General features: G+C 50.7%; 14 protein-coding genes and 1 pseudogene. 9 read left to right on the top strand and 6 right to left on the bottom strand.

Annotated elements, in window-relative coordinates; all coding sequences use genetic code 11:
• Positions 1-444 precede the first annotated feature (444 nt).
• Both AP059_RS23100 and AP059_RS22520 read right to left on the bottom strand, forming a co-directional pair.
• Entirely contained in the window at positions 445-627 is a 183-nt protein-coding gene (locus tag AP059_RS23100) for a hypothetical protein (RefSeq protein WP_371260637.1), read from the bottom strand.
• Positions 628-653: 26 nt separating this feature from the next.
• Positions 654-791, bottom strand: a complete 138-nt coding sequence (locus AP059_RS22520; protein ID WP_016980378.1) for a hypothetical protein — start codon at positions 789-791, stop codon at positions 654-656.
• A gap of 421 nt (positions 792-1,212) precedes the next feature.
• On the opposite strand from AP059_RS22520, the gene AP059_RS17750 reads away from it, so the two are divergent.
• Positions 1,213-2,295, top strand: coding sequence for an ImmA/IrrE family metallo-endopeptidase (locus tag AP059_RS17750; protein WP_249043020.1), 1,083 nt, complete (start codon positions 1,213-1,215; stop codon positions 2,293-2,295).
• 619 nt (positions 2,296-2,914) lie between these two features.
• Entirely contained in the window at positions 2,915-3,445 is a 531-nt protein-coding gene (locus AP059_RS17740; protein ID WP_059764629.1) for a hypothetical protein, read from the top strand.
• A 472-nt stretch (positions 3,446-3,917) separates the two neighbouring features.
• On the opposite strand, the gene AP059_RS17730 is transcribed toward AP059_RS17740, so the two are convergent.
• The 3 genes and pseudogenes from AP059_RS17730 to AP059_RS22110 all read right to left on the bottom strand — a co-directional run bounded on the left by AP059_RS17730 (position 3,918) and on the right by AP059_RS22110 (position 6,627).
• Positions 3,918-5,186, bottom strand: a complete 1,269-nt coding sequence (locus tag AP059_RS17730) for a hypothetical protein (RefSeq protein ID WP_059764626.1) — start codon at positions 5,184-5,186, stop codon at positions 3,918-3,920.
• Positions 5,187-5,220: 34 nt separating this feature from the next.
• Positions 5,221-5,715, bottom strand: coding sequence for a hypothetical protein (locus AP059_RS22295; RefSeq protein WP_059764624.1), 495 nt, complete (start codon positions 5,713-5,715; stop codon positions 5,221-5,223).
• 94 nt (positions 5,716-5,809) lie between these two features.
• A pseudogene (locus AP059_RS22110) lies at positions 5,810-6,627 on the bottom strand (IS5 family transposase).
• Positions 6,628-6,833: 206 nt separating this feature from the next.
• On the opposite strand from AP059_RS22110, the gene AP059_RS17720 reads away from it, so the two are divergent.
• The 7 genes from AP059_RS17720 (at position 6,834) to AP059_RS17695 (ending at position 16,527) form a co-directional block, all read left to right on the top strand.
• A complete protein-coding gene (locus AP059_RS17720) occupies positions 6,834-8,294 on the top strand; it encodes a tyrosine-type recombinase/integrase (protein WP_059764622.1) in 1,461 nt (486 codons plus the stop codon).
• A 188-nt stretch (positions 8,295-8,482) separates the two neighbouring features.
• A complete protein-coding gene (locus AP059_RS17715) occupies positions 8,483-11,716 on the top strand; it encodes a site-specific integrase (RefSeq protein ID WP_256209941.1) in 3,234 nt (1,077 codons plus the stop codon).
• A complete protein-coding gene (locus AP059_RS22105; protein ID WP_235860992.1) occupies positions 11,709-12,386 on the top strand; it encodes a hypothetical protein in 678 nt (225 codons plus the stop codon). Before AP059_RS17715 ends, AP059_RS22105 begins: the two co-directional genes overlap by 8 nt.
• The gene (locus AP059_RS17710) at positions 12,292-12,711 is read left to right on the top strand and encodes a hypothetical protein (protein WP_059764778.1); all 420 of its coding nucleotides are present in this window, start codon (positions 12,292-12,294) and stop codon (positions 12,709-12,711) included. Before AP059_RS22105 ends, AP059_RS17710 begins: the two co-directional genes overlap by 95 nt.
• A complete protein-coding gene (locus AP059_RS17705; RefSeq protein ID WP_059764617.1) occupies positions 12,708-14,609 on the top strand; it encodes a hypothetical protein in 1,902 nt (633 codons plus the stop codon). Before AP059_RS17710 ends, AP059_RS17705 begins: the two co-directional genes overlap by 4 nt.
• A gap of 141 nt (positions 14,610-14,750) precedes the next feature.
• Positions 14,751-15,767 carry a hypothetical protein gene (locus AP059_RS17700; protein ID WP_059764615.1) on the top strand — a complete coding sequence of 339 codons (1,017 nt, stop codon included), beginning with the start codon at positions 14,751-14,753 and terminating at the stop codon, positions 15,765-15,767.
• A gap of 115 nt (positions 15,768-15,882) precedes the next feature.
• Positions 15,883-16,527, top strand: a complete 645-nt coding sequence (locus tag AP059_RS17695) for an HAD family hydrolase (protein WP_059764614.1) — start codon at positions 15,883-15,885, stop codon at positions 16,525-16,527.
• A gap of 91 nt (positions 16,528-16,618) precedes the next feature.
• Here AP059_RS17695 and AP059_RS17690 read toward each other — a convergent pair whose 3' ends face one another.
• Positions 16,619-16,933 (bottom strand): hypothetical protein, encoded by a 315-nt coding sequence (locus tag AP059_RS17690; RefSeq protein WP_059764775.1) that lies wholly within the window; start codon positions 16,931-16,933, stop codon positions 16,619-16,621.
• Positions 16,934-17,159: the final 226 nt, after the last annotated feature.

The raw sequence follows: 17,159 nt of genomic DNA, 5'->3' as shown, positions 1-17,159 counted from the left end.
TAGTACTTTGAATCCCTCGAAACTCCCTCTCCTTCCCTAGAAATTCTGAAACGACCTCACTCACAAACGTGATGACTCGTACACCCATGCCCATTGGGTGCCGCACAACACTGCATACCGATGCCTGAACCCTCGAAAAAGCTCAACCTGCGATCAGCCCAGCCTCCTCCCCTACGAAAAGTCGATTTTCCAGACATGGATCGTGCTGAATCGAAAAGGGCCGGCCATACATTGCTTCAGGCCAGCCCTAGACACTTCATACCAATACCGTCAGGCGATACGACCGCCGCCATCCACGTGCAACACAGTCGCATTGATGAACTCGCTCTCGACCAGCGAGAGGACAGCATCAGCGAGATTATCAGCACGCCCTACCTGTCAGCCCGGCAGCCCCGACCCCACCTGAGCGAACAGACCAGCACGATCCTGCTCCGACAAGACGTTCTAGGTCGGAGTATCAACAACACCTAGGGAGATCACATTGACGCGCAGCGGTTTGACCTCCAACGCCAGAGCCATCGAGAAGCCTTCAAGACCCGCATGCAACGCCGCGACAGTGGTAGTGTCAACGGCTGGACGATAAGCCGCGAGGCCAGAGAAGTAGGTGACCGAGCCTTTGCGGTTGATGAAGTTCAGGCAGTAATTCGCGGCGTTTACAGGCCCCAGAACTTCGAGTTAAGCATGCGTTGAATGTCGTTGGTGTTGAGTTGGGCCAACGGTGCGAAGGTCAGGTCTGCAGCGGTCACGACGAGATGATCGTAGGTGCCGATCGCGATGGAAGAATTGATCACGTCCTGGCTGACACCGGCGTGGAACGCCTAGTAGCTCGCAGCGCTTCCCTACTCGGCCAGGGTGGACACCGCAGTTTCCAGCTTGCACGAGCTCCGACCGCAAAGCACGACCTCCCCCTTCCTGAACCACCTCGCCAAGGCCAATCCCATCCTCGACGAATCACCGATAATGACAAGGCGCTGTTTTGTGATGCTCATGGTATTCCCCTTTTAGGAATTCCGATGAAGTCAGCACAGGCCATCTGACCTGTGCTGACTTGTTCGGAGCTTCCCTAACTCCTCTATGGTTTTCGGCTGGGTGCTATAGCCAGACTGTGCCAGATGCATTTAGGATCAGGCCTTCCCGATCAGGAGAGTGGGTGTAGCAATGAATCTAACAGCTTTAGGTTCAAAGCTGTCTCGGTATCGCAAGCAGCTTGCGATGAGCGAGGAAGAAGTGTGTGCGGTCACCCACATCCCCCTTGAGCGCCTGCAGTCAGTTGAAGCCGGCTCTCAGGCGCCTACGGGTGATGAAGTGCTTATCCTGGCCGATCTCTACCACTGCAACTTCAAATTCTTCATCTCGAACGAGCCGCTCGCCCCCTTTGAGCAGACCGAAATCCTGTACCGCAGGCACGGAGCTGAGTTCATCAAGGAGGATCGTAGAGCCGTCCAAGAATTCCTGTACCTCTGCGAAACAGAGGACTTCCTGATGAGTGAGTTGAAGGCTATGAAGCTCGAATTTCCGCTGCCGCAGGCTTCTGGGAATTTTAAGAATGATGGAATCCGAGCGGCTGAAGCCTTTCGCCTTTTCAATCAGCACCCCACAAACGCCGTGCCTCGGGATGTGTATCAGGAGATTCGCCAAACCGGAGTGCATGTGTTCCGTAGAAAGCTTGGTAACTCTAACATTTCGGGGCTTTTCCTGGCTCACCCCACGGCTGGGAAGTGCATTCTGGTCAACTACAGCGAAGACGTATACCGGCAGCGGTTTAGCGCTGCGCATGAATTTTCTCACGCTCTTTTCGATGCGCAGGGTGGCCCCAGTATTACCTACTCCCGTACGACTAAGGCTGACCTAGTCGAAGTGAGAGCAAACACCTTTGCCTCCCGGTATCTGATGCCTTCAGAAATCCTCCGACAGCTGCCCAACCCTGAGCAATGGACACAGGAAAATACCCAGTATTGGGCTCATGAGTTGCGAGTCAGCTGCGTTGCCTTGGGCATAGGTCTGAAGTCCGAGGGCTTAATTAGCGAGCAAGCATTCCAGAGGATAAAGTCGTACCGCGTTCCTCGTGAACTGAAGATTGACCCAGAATTGCCGGCCCAATTGACGACGCAACAGCGTGAGCGAAAGGCTAAGTTACTGGAAAAGGGGTTATCTGACAGCTACGTCGCGCTGTGCCTAGACGCTCAGAGCCGTGGCATCATCACTCAAGGTCGATTGGCTGAAGCCTTGCTTAGTGACTTGGGAGGCCTTCAAGAGCTGCTCAGCCTTTATGGAAGATCGCGCAATGGCCATTGACCCATCCCGCTTTCATTTGATCAATGTGACAGACACCTGTTCGGTGTGGAATGTTCTCTCGTCTAGCACCCTGTACCGCGCTGCGCTGGCAGCGCAATGCCACTTCTGCGTCACCGAATTCGTAAACTACGAGTGTCTAGTGAAGCCCAGAACGTCACCAACCAACGCTAGCCGAGAGCTACAGCGTCGACTAATTGACGCGCGTGAAAAGGGTCAGTTCCCGGTACATGCTTGCATGTCTTGATGATCTTCAAGCCATGAGCAGATTGGAAAACCTTAGGCGTCTTGGAAAGGGGGAGTTGTCCTCTATCGCATTTGCAATGAGTCGTGGTTTAGCTGTGATGACCGACGATCAGGGTGCTAGAAAGCTTTCCGCGGCAGCGGGGAGCCATCCCACGCAGACGACTCCGCACCTGCACAGTTGGCTGATTTTTCATCGTAAATTGGATGATGCTGATCACTCCAACGTGATGACACAGCATATGAGCATGGAGGGCTGTATTGCACCTCACCTGGCAGACGCCTACGGCTTAGCTTTACAGTGCGCTCGAAACGCGCATCCTGCTGAATCTACGCAGGCTTAGCGTCATCTCATCAGAATATATTGCAGGGAGTGATTATGTGGGTATTAGGTGATGGCAGAAAACATTTTTTAGAGTTCCTTCGCAACACTTCCATCCAATTCTTTTTAATGATTTTAGTCGCTGTCTCAGGTGGAAAATTTAACGCTCTGATCTTAAAGCATGACTACAAAAATGCTTTTCCGATGGGGTTTATAACAATTGTGATACTGTTGTTGCTCTGGCTGGCCGCTCACGCCAACATTAAAAATTTCTTTGTGGAATTTAAACGCGGTACGACTCCTGGTCTGAAGCCCTACCTCGACAGCCTACCAGTTCAAAACCTAAAAAAGAAAAATAGGCTAACCATTATTTATTTAGCCAAGCACGGTAAATTTGCCTTGGCGGAAGCGGGGCTTCTGATACTAGGATTTTATTTCTCATTAGTGTTCGGGGCATTCTATTCCTTTGAAAGCGCACAAAGGTTTCTTTCCAAGGAAAAGGATCGTAGCTGTTTTTCGGTAGTTAAAACCGCAAGCTTATCGAGTAGCTCAGGCCTGGCTGGCTCTAGCAACAATAGTGCAGAATAGGAGCCAATGAAAATGCAGGGCGAGGTAGGTTTTTGTGAATGGCACCCCTGGTCTGGTCGTAGTGAAATTCCAGGGAGGAATCTGCCTGGGGTCTACTTCATCGCTAGGAGCAAAAAGAAGCCGGACAACTTTAGGGTAAACAATGATTTCATAATTTATATAGGAGAAACCACAGGGCAGACGCTAGCAGATCGCCTCCGCCAGTTTTGATACATCTGCATTCAGTGAGCGTCCGGGCCATTCGGGTGGCAATACTTTCAGACTAATGCTGCTTGACACTACCCCGCTTGATCACTTATGGGTATCTGCCTGCCCTGTAGATATGGGGTCTCCCTACACAACCGCCTATATCAAACATCTTGAAAGGAAACTGCTCTGGGAGTTCGTCTGTACTTGGGGACGCTACCCTGAATGTAATAAATCCTGAACCCTCGTTGTGATTGATGTACTTTAAATGGCTAGCCCTCTATACCTAAGAGGATAGCTTATACTCATCAGCTAAATCCGCTAGACTAAGGAGATCATCAATTTCCTGGAACTCCCTCCACACCAGAAACCCTTTATCGACAATTTTTAGTCGAGATCGCGTCTGATCATATTCGATAATTATCGGTGAGATCTTTTTCTCTTGTTGAAGGTCAATAACTTTTGCAAGCGCCGCTAATATCCTACCAATTTTTATCTGATTGCCATTTGGGTGCCATTTTTCTAAAAAGCGCCTCAGGGCTTGGGCGGTTAGTCCATTTGCTAAAACCCCATTACTAAAGGTTATTAGAGGGCAGAGAATCCACTTATAAAGTTCAAACTCTGTCGTGCCAAAACCAACAGAGAAATCCATTAGGAATTTTGTATAGCGTCCCGTCTGGCTTTCTAATATATCCTTTATTTCTGCGCGCACGTCCAGTTCGCTAGCTACCAATACAGTCAACTCTTGACGGCGATGAATACCTTGTTGCTCGCACGCGACTAGGCAAATTTGCTGAACCAGAAATACGTTGCCCCTACAATACTTCTTTACCTCTTCCTTGAAGGGGTGTGCAAAAACCAAGTTGAGCATTTCCTCACTGGTCTTGAAGAGATTGTCTATATCTTCATCATGCCAACTATCAGCATTGACGGATGTTATGCGGCCATCAAGATCATTATTCAGAGATGTCAGCTTGTCCGCTTCAAGCCAGACTCCGACAATGATAAAACATATCTTGCTTAGCTCATGAAAGGCCTTCAATGCTTGAGCGAAGTCGACTTGAGTGGACTCCTCAAGATAATGAAACTCTTCAATTACGAAGAACTTATCGAATCTGATTTCCTGCAAGGCACGAATTACGTCTGTAACACTACCTATGTTAATTTCCAACGGCTTTGTAGTCACTGCCGTTGTTTTCCCATCCTCTATCTGTTTTGTGCCAACACCGGCATTCAAATGAACTTTCTGAATACCGTTGGTTGACACTTCACTTGACAAAGTTAAATCATAGCCTGCCTCTTTAAGAATTGCGTCATGGAGATCAATCATTTTCCATGAGCGCTGGCATGTAATGGTCTTGTAATCAGAAGCCAGAAGATGCTTTTTTCTCAGTGAGGTCTTTCCTTGCTTAGAGCTTCCGTGAACAATAACATGCCTATCCTTGGTTAAAGAGTCGACAAATTTGAAATCTACATGTTCTCTGATTACGTAGTTCGCCGGAAGCTCCCTTGAGGTGCCAAACACGTCAAGAACTGTTGGGCCGGAGTCGGTCATATAGATAATCCCTGAACCATATTAATTATGACTCTCATAGCAAGCCAATTAGTCCAGAAACTCCTGCCCCTATGACGCTGCTCACAGTAGCGTTCTCCAGCAACCCCTTCAATAGACTTTTTGCTTTGGGGTCATCTGTTTTGGCGATCTCTTTAGCGAGTTGCTCAATCGATATATTTACGTTCTGAGTATTTCCATTTCCCACCTGAACCTGTTGACCATTCAGCGTGCCGATACTGATCATGCTGGTTGCTTCCTTCGCTTTGTGCGCTGATGACGAAATGTTTTCGGTATGCAGTTCTAGTATGTGATCGTGGGTTGTTCCAATCTTCTGAGATGGATAACTTGCGAAATCTACCACCTTCAACTCAAGAGTTTGAGCACCAACGGTGATGGTTGCAATATCCCCCAGTTTGACATTCAAGTCAGTGGTGTATGGTACATACAGAATGCCTTCTTTTGGCTTTCTAGCGCACGCAAGAACCTGATTCCCTATAGAAATCTTGTCAGGATAGCAGTCAAAGTCCATTTGAATTTCCATTGGTGGCTGATCGGCCAACGCTATCAAATAGCCAGCTCCACGTCCATCCGCCCCGCTTGGATAGGCGAAATCACATCAGTGCCTAGGCTCTGCCTGAAAAAAGGTGCTTCAAACACCGCATGACGCAAGCCGGCGAGATCATTGCCGCATAGCTTTTCGCAAGCTTGTCGAAACGAGTCACGACCCTTCGACTCTCTTTCGACCAGCCAATCATGCCCTCGATAATTGCGTTACCGGTATCTTCGGCGATCAAAAAGCCGGGGCAGCGTAAGTTTGGGCTTGCGCGTCATCGAGCGCAAAGTAAAGACCGGCTGCATGCGATATCGGTCGCAGTAGCGCCGCAGAGCATAGGCATCGTAGCCCTTGTCAGCCCGCAGCCAACGGGCAATGCTTGCGAGGGCGATCGCGCTTGTTCGTCGGGGTGCTTACATCACCCAGTAGCGGCTGGGCGAGCTGATGTCACTGGCTTGACCGCCAGATAGAAGGAAGTGCAACAGCACGCCACTGGCATCGCAATGCATATGAATTTTAGTTGTGAGGCCACCACGACTGCGGCCTAGAGTGTGATCGGCAGGCTCAATTCGCTTTTTTACTTGCACCTGATTAGGGGGCGGGTTGCGCGGGCAGCGATTGAGGCGATCATCCAGGTATGCAGGTCTATGAGACCTTGATCGTTTAGCGTGAGGTGCAATCGTTTGAGCAACTGATCGAACGCGCCCCGATTCCGCCATACCCGGAGGCGATGGTAGGTCGTTCGCCAAGGCCCGTAACGATCGGCAATCCCCCCCCAGCGCCTGAGCACAGCGGACAAAGCAACCACAGCACGTCGTCGAGCATCAGGGGATCACTTGATCGCTGCCTGTTTCTGGAGTGGGTTGAGGTAAGGAGATCCGCAATCACGTCTCATGCTTCTTCTGACAGTTCATAGCGCTTAACCACCCATAGCGCTCTCAGATAACGTCATCTGCCGCGTTACTGGCAGAAAAATTACAGAAATACAATCAATAAATGCTTATCAATAGTAATTATCTATTGATTGATTTGCAAAAAGATCAGAAATGGTTTATACCAGAGTAAATAGCACAGAATCTAACAGGTGTCAATATATGGATAAGTCGACTTTACCTGATCGCGTCCAACTGACAACAGGCGTACAGGATTCAGCCGACTGGAGCGGCCAAAAGCTTCCCCCAAAAAGCAATTTGAAAAATGTGCTCCTGGTGAACGCCGACCCGCCGCGTCTCTACGAATCGGCAACCGGGGAACCAGTGCCCTCGTTCAACGCCTACTCCCGAGGGATCCATCGACACCTGGGGACGAAACGATCACGTGCGGGCAATGAACAATACACCTACCGCAATGCAGGCTTCATAGACTATCTGTACGAGTCCAGAGCCCTCGGCGCGGGCCAGATCGATCCGGAAGCCCTCAACGAAACGATCAATTCCTACTTCATCTTTTTGACCCAGGGGGTCAACAGCACCGACTTCGTTATCAGGACGGTGGCAAAACGACTGGGACGGAAGCCAATCAGTATCGTCTCGGGCCTTGCCTATAAAGCAGCTGCCAACGATTTTCTGCGGCTTCACGCAGCTCTTCTGAGGGACTCCTTGGCCATGGCCAGATTCCTCAACCCTGGAACCGTGATCGAGGCGCCTAACGAACTCGATGCTCTGGCAGATCGTCGTCGGAGCAAAACCGAGATCGAACAGATGCGTTCGAAGCTCATGGAGTTCAAGGAAAAACCTGCTGAGGTCTATCAGACCGCGCCGGGAGGCCTAGAGGGCGGAAAGGCTCCCAAAAGAAAGCCCCCAAAGGAGTTTCCATCACGTCGAATTTTGAGGCTGATCGAGAATCTGCCGCCCCTAGAGAAGGTAGTTTCCCTGCTCCAAGCTGGCGGTGGCCTTCGGCAGTCCGAAGCCTGGGCCATGAAGAACGATGAGATCAATGTGAAGGAACGTTCCCTTCGCATAGAAGACCCTAACCACTGGCGCGACCCGTCAGCTCAAGACTTGCCATTCAAAGGACGAACGACCGCCAGAATCTACATGTTCGAACCCTTTGAAACCCTCTTCTATGATGCACTGGCTGAATATAAGGCAATACGCCCCACCTCGGACAGCGAGTTCCTTTTTGTATCAGACAATCCCGACAGCTATGGCGAGGCATTGGTTGACGCTATCAAACCGAACTCGCTTAACCGCAGGCTTAATCGAGCGCTCGCCAAAGCTCAACAAGAGGCCGGCTTCACTGAATGCACAGGCACCAAGGTTTACACCTCCCATAGCCTTCGTCACTTCTACGGCTATTGGGCCAGAAATTTTGTTTACATCCCTGGGCGCCGCACAGTTGGGTTAACCCTGGGTGAAATTCAAGTGCTGATGGGGCACGCAAAAATCACATCCACCATTATTTACGCCAAGCTCGACCAAGAGGTGCTCATGGCCGAAATCCACGCCTCGCAGCAGATGGCGGCAATCTGGAATAAAACCGGCAGCATCGATAGTCTGCGTGCGGATGCATATGAAAGTCTCGCCCAAGACCTGCGTGAGCGCTTGGCAGCATGATAAATGTATCGACGGAAATTCAGTTAATCGCGCCCGATAGGCTGCACGCTGCGTCAACTATTATTCTCAGCAAAATGACTGAGCCATTGACGTCCAGGCAGGTGAACCTAAACGAATTCTCAAGCGACAGGCAGTATCACAAGCGTCACGCCATCGTAAAGTTCAGTCGTTTGAGATCTACTCGTCGAATGTACCAGAGCGATCTGAACACTATTTTCAAAATCACTCTACTGGACGGAGATGCTGGCCCTGCAGGATCAACGCTGTATCACCAACTGACGGGCCAGCTTCCCGACCGACCCGAAGATGTGACGGGACTGGTAGTACCATTCAAAGCTTGGCTCTGTCTGCTCTGGGCAGAGAAAATAGTGACTCTGCCATTCACATTCGAGTTGAGCTCCGTTTGGAAAAAGAATCCAGAGCTTGAAAAGTACACCTATGGATTTATTTTCGAGGTAGCGAGGGGCTCAAACAACATTGAAAGAGCCTCCAGAGGCTGGCAGTACCGCACCTCATGGCAATCTAAAGACGATGTTAATTTTGAAGAAATCTGGGCAGCCATACCCGAGATAGTTAGCCTAAAGCTGGACAAGGGAAATAAAAATTTCTCTTTGATACCTTGGCTTAAGAAATTTTCGGCTACATTCAGCGAAATCATTTCACCCGAGCAGTGTTTCTACCTTGAGCGATATCAAATGTACCTGATATCCAAGCGCGCTCACAACGAGGATATCGCTAAAAATATTAAGAACTATGATGAATATGTCAAATATTATGTCATGACACCTGAGGAAGCGCAAAGCATACCCACTCACGACCGAAAACTTCGCCGCTTCAAAATCAGAAATATTAATAAACAGTATGCCCGCTCTTCTCCGAAAGCCAAGCTTAAAAGAAAAGAGCGCACACTCATGGAAAGACAGAAGGCGCGATTAGACAAGGCGCAGCGCGTCGCAGAAGAAAGCATGGCCTTGTATGACGAACTACACTCTTCAATATTCGCCGAGGACTACCTACTTTTACTATCTCTACCTCCGCGAAAGCCTGACTTCAATTGGGTGAAGAATGATTTCTACCCAGGGCGCGCGCACATAGAGATCGAAAATACTTATAGCCAGTGGGTGACAATGGCAAACATATTTCTTACCAAACTCAACAAATCTAATAATTCCAGAAACTATATCGACAACCAGATCAACCACATCAAATTCTTATTTGACTACATTTTCTTTTACCTCCCCGTATGGAAAGAACTGCATCCAGGCTCAACACTTCGATTGCCAGAAACTGTCAACGACTTCGAGCGAATAGTATTTTGGTGCGACGACCTCATTGACCACGAGACTGTACAGTCGATTTATCGAGAGCATGACATTTGTGGTAACTTTGAAATGCCGCTGACTGCATTAAAACTTCGCACATTGATGTTCACAGAGAAATCTACCAAGCCTTTTGTTAATTCAGTGCATCTCTTCTTCGAACTGGTCAGAACCTATGGCGCACCTCATGGCTTCGTAGATGGTGGGTATGCCAACCCTGTCAACCGCTCTATGGATTCGACTGGAAGTGGCGGACGATCTAAGTCTGATAAGAAGCCGTTCCCTCGGGACATTTCAATAATCGCCAAAGCCTATATGAGCGCGCTTGACACCATTGGCATCAACATCAGGAACGCGATACTAGATGGCCGCCTTGATCGTGAAACCATTACAGAAATAAAAACAAGCGACTGGATTGACCTCACAAAAATCAACCTCAACACCACAGCAACTTTACGCAGCTCGAAGCGTCCACTGGAGACCTATGATATACCCATTACAACCATACCCAACATCTACAATTGGTGGTATGGCGATTACCGTCCGCGCGACCTAGACAACTCCAATGTGGTTACTGCTTATGTACCCTGGCTTTCAACACTCAGGATGCTCGCTATTGGCCTATTCGCAGGCCAAAGAATTCAGAGCGGGCAGTGGCTTGATCTTAGAACGTTCGACAGTCTTTATCACGAAAAATATGTAGACGCCTTTAACCTCTGCAACCTGCATGTCAACACAAATAAGTCCGGGAAATCTGGGGATGTTGTGATTGATGGCGATGTGATGAAGAGCCTTATTGATGAGCGACATTTTCAGACGCAGATTTACACCAAAGCCCCCGGCCTTGTTCATTACGAGAACGACCCAAGGGATCCCAATAAATACGGCAAAATTTGCCCACTCTTCAGAAGCCCTTGGAAAGACAACGATCTGCCTTTTTCGGATGGGACATACTCTGTCGAATGGGTACATTTTTGCCGTGGACTGGAGCAAGTTTACAACTCCATTGTGAGCCCCGATTCCCATCACAGTTTCATTACCATAAGTGCTTCCGGAAACGAACTGGCGGTGCATGTCCCCCACTCTCTTCGCGTGACGTGGATCTCTCACATGCGGTTGTATGGGCACCTCGATGTCACCTACACCGCCCAACAGGCGGGCCACAGGATCAAAGATCAGATTGCTGTATCTACTGACTACTATACCGTGGTTACGCCCGAAGACATGTTGGAGAACATCGGTCGTGCTAATAGCTTGGTCACAGACAGTGCCTATGAGGCGCTGATGGGAAAAATCCCTCAGCCGAGCTCACCGAACAGCGCCATTGTGAAAGGGTGGCACGAAAATAAGAAGCAGCTCGTCAAAGATCAAAAATTCAGAAGCCAACAATTCTATCTCATAGACAGCCAAGAATCAGGCACAGACTTAATAGCCAGAAGCAAAGCCCCGCCGGGATTTTACACTCACTGTATCTGCATGCGTGATGGCGACTGCCCTAAACAACTTGTAGAGTTCACAGGACGGTCGAGAGTTTGTAGCCTTTGCGATGCAGCAGTATGGGGCATCGATCATTTGCCAGGCATGAACGTGAAGATGCGACAGGCTCAAATCAACAGTCTTCACCTCGTGGATAAAATCAGTCAGTTAGCTGAAGCAGACATTTCACAAGCTGAGATGGAGCCATACCATCACGAACTGACAATCGCTCGCTACGAACTAGCATCATATAAGCACTTAGCCGACCAACTTAATGAGGTGCTGGATTCCGATAATCATAATCAGGGATACATCTCCCGCTACCGTGACCTAGTCGGTGCGAAACGACATGCTGTGGACATGTCAAACCCTCTCCACCGGGTTATTGCGGGAATTCTTGATTCTGAAGCCTACCCGCACCTGACCTCAGCCAACTACCCCTACATGGTTGAGCGGCTGGCCAAAAACCCAGACCTACTCAAGTTAGAGCTTAGCGATCCTACCACCAAGCAGCTTATGGCCTGCCAGATAGCCACCATCCTCAAAAGCTCAGGTCTTACTTTTGACGAGGTGATTGCATCTTTGTCAACTCCTAGCCTGTCACTGGAGCGTGAACAAATTGAATAACTACCGCCCGAGCAAACTGGCGACTCAAAGCAAAGATAAGCATGACTGGAAGCAGGAACAACTTAACAGAACATTAGCAAAAACCAAGACTACTCTAGAATCACTGATTAAAAAAAATGTGCCACCCTACGAAAATTTTTCAAAACTTGCCAGAGATGTCGCCCTGATTGTCGGGGTGGATCCGTCACTTTATAGAAAGGCAGGCACACCTCAAAGGAAACTTTTTGAGAGCTACGCAGTGAAACTTTGCACGAAAATTCCCCGTTCGGTCGGAGAAGCCTTAATTCCAGAAGAAACGCTGCAGATTCAGCTGAGTGAAGCAAGGCATCGCATCAATGTTCTAGAAAAAATATTGGTCGACCTAACAACCAAATCAAAACCCAAACCAACCCTTATTAAAACCGACAGTTTCCTGCAGGCGTTTGAAGCAACCTGCCAACTAGTTGAAACCGTATTGAAGGAGGAGCAGTACCTATACTTCGAAAAAGGTCGGCTGATGACACGCGCAACGATGACAGGAGTTCCCGCCCCGCTCTCTGATGCGAAAATTTGTAAACCCTACTTGGACTGGCGCCATGCAAAAAACACTAATCCTGGATCGCTTAGCACAGCTGAACTTGAAGAATCGCTTCGCCCTTCTATTGAAACGGGAACTAGCGAAACTGATTGAGGCAGAAGCCTTTATTCCCATGAGGAAAGGCAGTATTGATCTTACTTGGTTGGCAGCCAAGATTGGGGCCACTCGACAAATATTTTATCCTGGCCGAGGCAACCCTGAAGTACATATGCTCCTGGCGATACTGAACGAGTACCTGAAAAAATCGATCAGCACTCTTCCAGGAGGAGCACCTCCCAACATTGAAAATTCTAGATTGCAAACCGAATTAACCCTGATCAAACAGGAAAATTCGACGCTGAAGCAAAAACTGCGATCAGCACGTCATGAGCTAAACATGATCCACGCAGGTGGCATCGTACTGAGCGATCGCTCGTGAAGAAGTACCTCATCAAGCGGGTCATCCATAGGCTAGATGGCATCAGTCAAATCACCTGCGTCGACTCAGGCAACGGTAGAATCGCCTCATTGCGCTTTCGCACTGATGCATTCGATTTACCGCTGCTTGCCGGGCGTATGTACATGCTGAGAACTGCTGCACGTAGCCATGGAGTCAACCTGGTAGCCGCCCTGGAATGTGGCCTCGACATCTCGGCCTGGGCCACGCTCACTGAGCACAACTTTTTCCTCGCCGATATACAGCTCAAACCCACTGCAAAACGACTGCTCACCTCCCTGGACGCGGTTCAACGCGAGAGGCTCTTAGCCAGCCTCGTCCAGAATGACCTGAAATCCTGGCAAGGGGTACTGCCAGAACCGCAATGCACCCTGCTAGGGGTAGCGTTCCAAGAGGCTCAGCAACGGTACCAGCACGTTAAGCGACTGATGGCCTGGGGGCTTCCTCAAACGCGCGCAGAAGCCTGCTATGACACGTTTGGTTCCGATGCATGCGCACTTCCGCTTGCCAGGCTCAAGGCCCTCTTGTCGTTCGGCTCATCGCAGTTGATTCAATCAGCCTTATCCTCGCAAACGAGTCTGGAAGCCAGCCAACGTGGGGCGCTTGAGCTGCTGACCTGGTTCAGAGATCAAGGCTTGAGGGGACGCACGATCGTTCACAAGACGGAGCTGCCAAAATCCCCCGCAAAGGCCCTCGAACTCTGCACCGACCGGGACTGGACGATTGTTGACGGGGAGTACTGCCAACTCAAATCCCACGCCATGCTTCAGGTCGCCGTGCGCAGACAGCTTGAACGCCTATCGAGCAGTTTTTTCCCCACCTATACGCCTCAGGAAGTCCAGTACGGCTACTCCAGGTACAGCCAAGTCATCGCGTCCTATGACCATCATAATTACCAGGACGAAATCTTCGTAGCCATCAACTCAAGGCTGTCGGTGATCACTGCCCGTGCTCTACCAAGCGTTTGTGAGTTCACGAGCCAGCTGTACGGCACCCTGCAGATCTTGTACGCGCCGGCTCCTCAGCTCGTCGTGTATTCGACTTCCATGCTGCCTATCTATGATGCCTGTACTGAGAACGTTGCAGTGCCTTTCCACGAACTTCCGCCTGACCTCGCTGAGTACGCCACCGTCATCATCACCGACTGCCATCTACTGACACTCAGTGACTTCTTGGTGGCCCTCAAGGGCATCCCTGCCTCCGCGCGGGTGGTGCTATTCGATGCACGGCCAGCCATGCCTGAGCACCCTGCACATTTTCTGGATGATCTCAAAACCTACTACCCCGTCATCACCCTGCACGCTGCAAATCACGCCGTATCAGCGATCCCAGCACCGGAACCTAAGCCCAGCGGCGACGAGCAGATGTTCAATGTCTACTGTGCCGAGCAATGGCATCAATCGTCCACGGGTGAAATTTTTGTCAGTGACTCTCCTTCGCTGATCGCAACGATCAATCAGCGTCTGAGTCGAGTGCGAGCAACGGTAGTCCTTCAAACCCAGGAAACAAGTTTCAGAAAGCACGATCGAATCAGGGTGCGCCCGGCCCATGCTAACAAATGGGATCCCTTCATCTGCCGGATACATTCCGTCAGTGTGAAGGGGCTGTTTGTGCAAGCGGAAGGGCGGTACAGCACTTTATCGCCTGAGCTCGTTGACGAGGCAAAGGTGTCAGTGGGCTTCGCCATGTCTCCAGAAGCTGCCGTCCAGGCAGGCGCACGATCGGTCGTGCTGATCGCGACGAAGGCATCCAGGTATGCCTGGGTGGAATACCTGAAGGCCTATCGCATTGAGGTCAAGCAGGTGTATGTGCATGATCAACTCATGGCGGCGAAGACAGTAACGATTTCTCACCAGCGGCTGACCCCACTGGTCGAGTAGGGCCTTGAGTCTCCTCCCCGGCTTGTCCTGTGGGTCATCGACCAATCCACGGCTAGCTGCCGGAACGTTTACTCCACTCACCGCCAAGACATAGATGTAATAGCCACCCCCGAATAACGACCTTGCTCAAGGACGCGCCTCATGCCCATTGATCTATTCACCCATCAAGTCGATGTCGATACCCAGCATGCGCTCTTCAAAATGATGAACGAAGCGCCCTATGGGCCGGAGCGCGCGGTATTGGCTAAATGGGCCGAAGGCTTCGAAGACCGTGATGGCAAGTTTGTAAGGGAGCTACAAACGACCTTCGAGTCGTCATTCTGGGAGCTTTACCTGTTTGCCGCGCTCAAGGAATTGGGTTTACCAATCGACCTTCGCCACCATGCCCCCGACTTCGTGGTGGACGGGGAAGTGCCCTTCTGCCTGGAGGCTACGATTGCTAAACCACCGGCTGGTGGGGAGCCTGCATACGGCTTTCCTATGGCCGCGCCGCCTAAGGATTTCACCGACTTCAACATCGAATCGACTCTGCGGATCTGCAACAGCTTCGATGTCAAGGTCAAGAAGTACCGGAAAAGCTACCTCAACCATGCACACGTGGAAGGCAAGCCTTTCGTACTTGGCATTGCATCGTTCGACAGACCGCACTCACATTTTGCATCTGGACGCCCAATCCTTGCAGCGCTGTATGGGCTGTACCACGATGAGGCAGCGACCAAACCAGGGGATACCCACGTCGCATCGTACAACGTCACTGCAGCCCCTAAAAATGCCAACACCAACATTGAGGTCGGACTGTTTTGTGACGACTCACACGCGGAAGTATCAGCGGTTGTGTATAGCTGCCTCGCCACCTGGGGGAAGCTGAGAGCTCTGGCTGATAATCCTGAGGCACCCTCCGTGTACACCACCTTGCATCCTAATCCAGGGAGCCTGACTCCAGTGGTGCGGACTGCCCGGAAACGAGACTACACAGAGCACCTCATGGACGGACTGTATGTGCTCCACAATCCGTTTGCTCGCCATCCCCTGCCTTCTGGCCTGCTCAGCCATCCCCGGCTATGCGAGGTAAGGGTCGCTGATGATGGGGAGCTCATCATGAATGCCCCGGACGACTTTCTGCTCTTGAGGATGCTGCAAAGCATCAAGCTCACTTAAGGGCCGACCAGCCACATGCTGCTGGTCGCTTCGAATGTCTGCCCTTCAGATCCACTGTATCCTGCCAGACCAGATGGAGCGGGCTCGAATCCGCAGTTGTTAAAGGCAAATCCAGATGTCCGTCAGATTCATACTTTTCGATGCCTTCGGCACCTTGCTTCGAATCCCACAGGGCAGACACCCCTATCGCATGATTTTGAAAGAAGGCATCCGACAGGGTCGTCGCCCGCAACCGAACGACCTGCATCAGGTCATGACCCGCAGTCTGAGCCTGGCGGAAGCGGCTGAGCTTTTCGGAATCAGCATCCGACCCGATCTTATGGCCGAAATCCAAGGTGCACTTGACGCTGATCTAGATAGCATTGAACCGTTTGATGATGGGTTGCAAGCAGTGGAAATGTTGCAGGCCGAAGGCATCAAGATCGCGGTTGCCTCCAATCTCGCTGAGCCGTATGGAGAACCCGTACGCCGGCTTTATCCCACGCTTGAGGGTTACGGTTTCAGCTACGCAATCGGCGCGATGAAACCTGAGCCATTCATGTACAGGGCGAGCTGTGAGCTACTCGGTGCTGATACCAGCGAGTACTTCAGCGGCAACCAAGTGATGATGATTGGTGACTCGATCCAGCGTGATTGCTACGCGCCTCGCGAGGTGGGAATTCAAGGCTTCTTCTTAAATCGCAGAGGTGGTGACGGCTTCAAGAGCCTGACCGACTTCGCTCACTACGTGTTAGCCACCAACAGCGGGTTGGTATCTTGAACTCTCTACGGTATAGCGAGATCGGGGAAGGCAACATCCATTGCGGCATGCTGCTTGGCAAATACCCTGCTTCACACCGGCATCAAACCCATCAGACCGGGACGACAGAAACCAGCTCGATGTACTTGAACCGTTTTTTCCTGGCTGCGTTTCTAGCCTCTTGTTCTGCTAGCAGGGTGCTCAAGGTACTCGCGTCGTAACTGAAGAGCTCCTCATCGCCTTCGAAGACTTTGCTGACCTTCAGCGTTACTCGAAGCTTGGGTGACGAGAATTTACGAGCTGCCGGTTTGGCGGCGATCGGTTTGATAGCTTCAGATGAAAGAGGTTTTTCAGATGCAGTGGGGGCAGAGCTGGAGGTGCCGAACAGCGCCCGGCGCATTTCCTCTTCACTCAAATCGACGGTCATCACAGGTGTCTCGCGGGGGGGGGCTAGAGGCATGCGGCGGCATAATCTTGAAATGCCAGCATCGAGAATTGCCCCTGCATTATGACTCAACAAGGATCTGAGCGCCGCTGTGATCTTCAGACATAGAGCTCATTTTGCATGCCTTTCAGCGACCGAAGATAACGGGCACGATTAGGATCATGAACACCAGCAAACATCGACTGTAAACCATTTTTTTGCACTGTAA

The organism is Pseudomonas sp. TAA207 (assembly GCF_001529285.1).
GTDB lineage: Bacteria > Pseudomonadota > Gammaproteobacteria > Pseudomonadales > Pseudomonadaceae > Aquipseudomonas > Aquipseudomonas weihenstephanensis.
This window is presented reverse-complemented; position numbering and strand designations above follow the sequence as displayed.

Coding starts and splice junctions, on each gene's coding strand:
- AP059_RS17750 (WP_249043020.1), top strand. CDS start 1,213: ATGAGCGAGGAAGAAGTGTGTGCGGTCACCCACATCCCCCTTGAGCGC.
- AP059_RS17740 (WP_059764629.1), top strand. CDS start 2,915: ATGTGGGTATTAGGTGATGGCAGAAAACATTTTTTAGAGTTCCTTCGC.
- AP059_RS17730 (WP_059764626.1), bottom strand. CDS start 5,186: ATGACCGACTCCGGCCCAACAGTTCTTGACGTGTTTGGCACCTCAAGG.
- AP059_RS22295 (WP_059764624.1), bottom strand. CDS start 5,715: ATGGACTTTGACTGCTATCCTGACAAGATTTCTATAGGGAATCAGGTT.
- AP059_RS17720 (WP_059764622.1), top strand. CDS start 6,834: ATGGATAAGTCGACTTTACCTGATCGCGTCCAACTGACAACAGGCGTA.
- AP059_RS17715 (WP_256209941.1), top strand. CDS start 8,483: ATGTACCAGAGCGATCTGAACACTATTTTCAAAATCACTCTACTGGAC.
- AP059_RS17710 (WP_059764778.1), top strand. CDS start 12,292: ATGCAAAAAACACTAATCCTGGATCGCTTAGCACAGCTGAACTTGAAG.
- AP059_RS17700 (WP_059764615.1), top strand. CDS start 14,751: ATGCCCATTGATCTATTCACCCATCAAGTCGATGTCGATACCCAGCAT.
- AP059_RS17695 (WP_059764614.1), top strand. CDS start 15,883: ATGTCCGTCAGATTCATACTTTTCGATGCCTTCGGCACCTTGCTTCGA.
- AP059_RS17690 (WP_059764775.1), bottom strand. CDS start 16,933: ATGACCGTCGATTTGAGTGAAGAGGAAATGCGCCGGGCGCTGTTCGGC.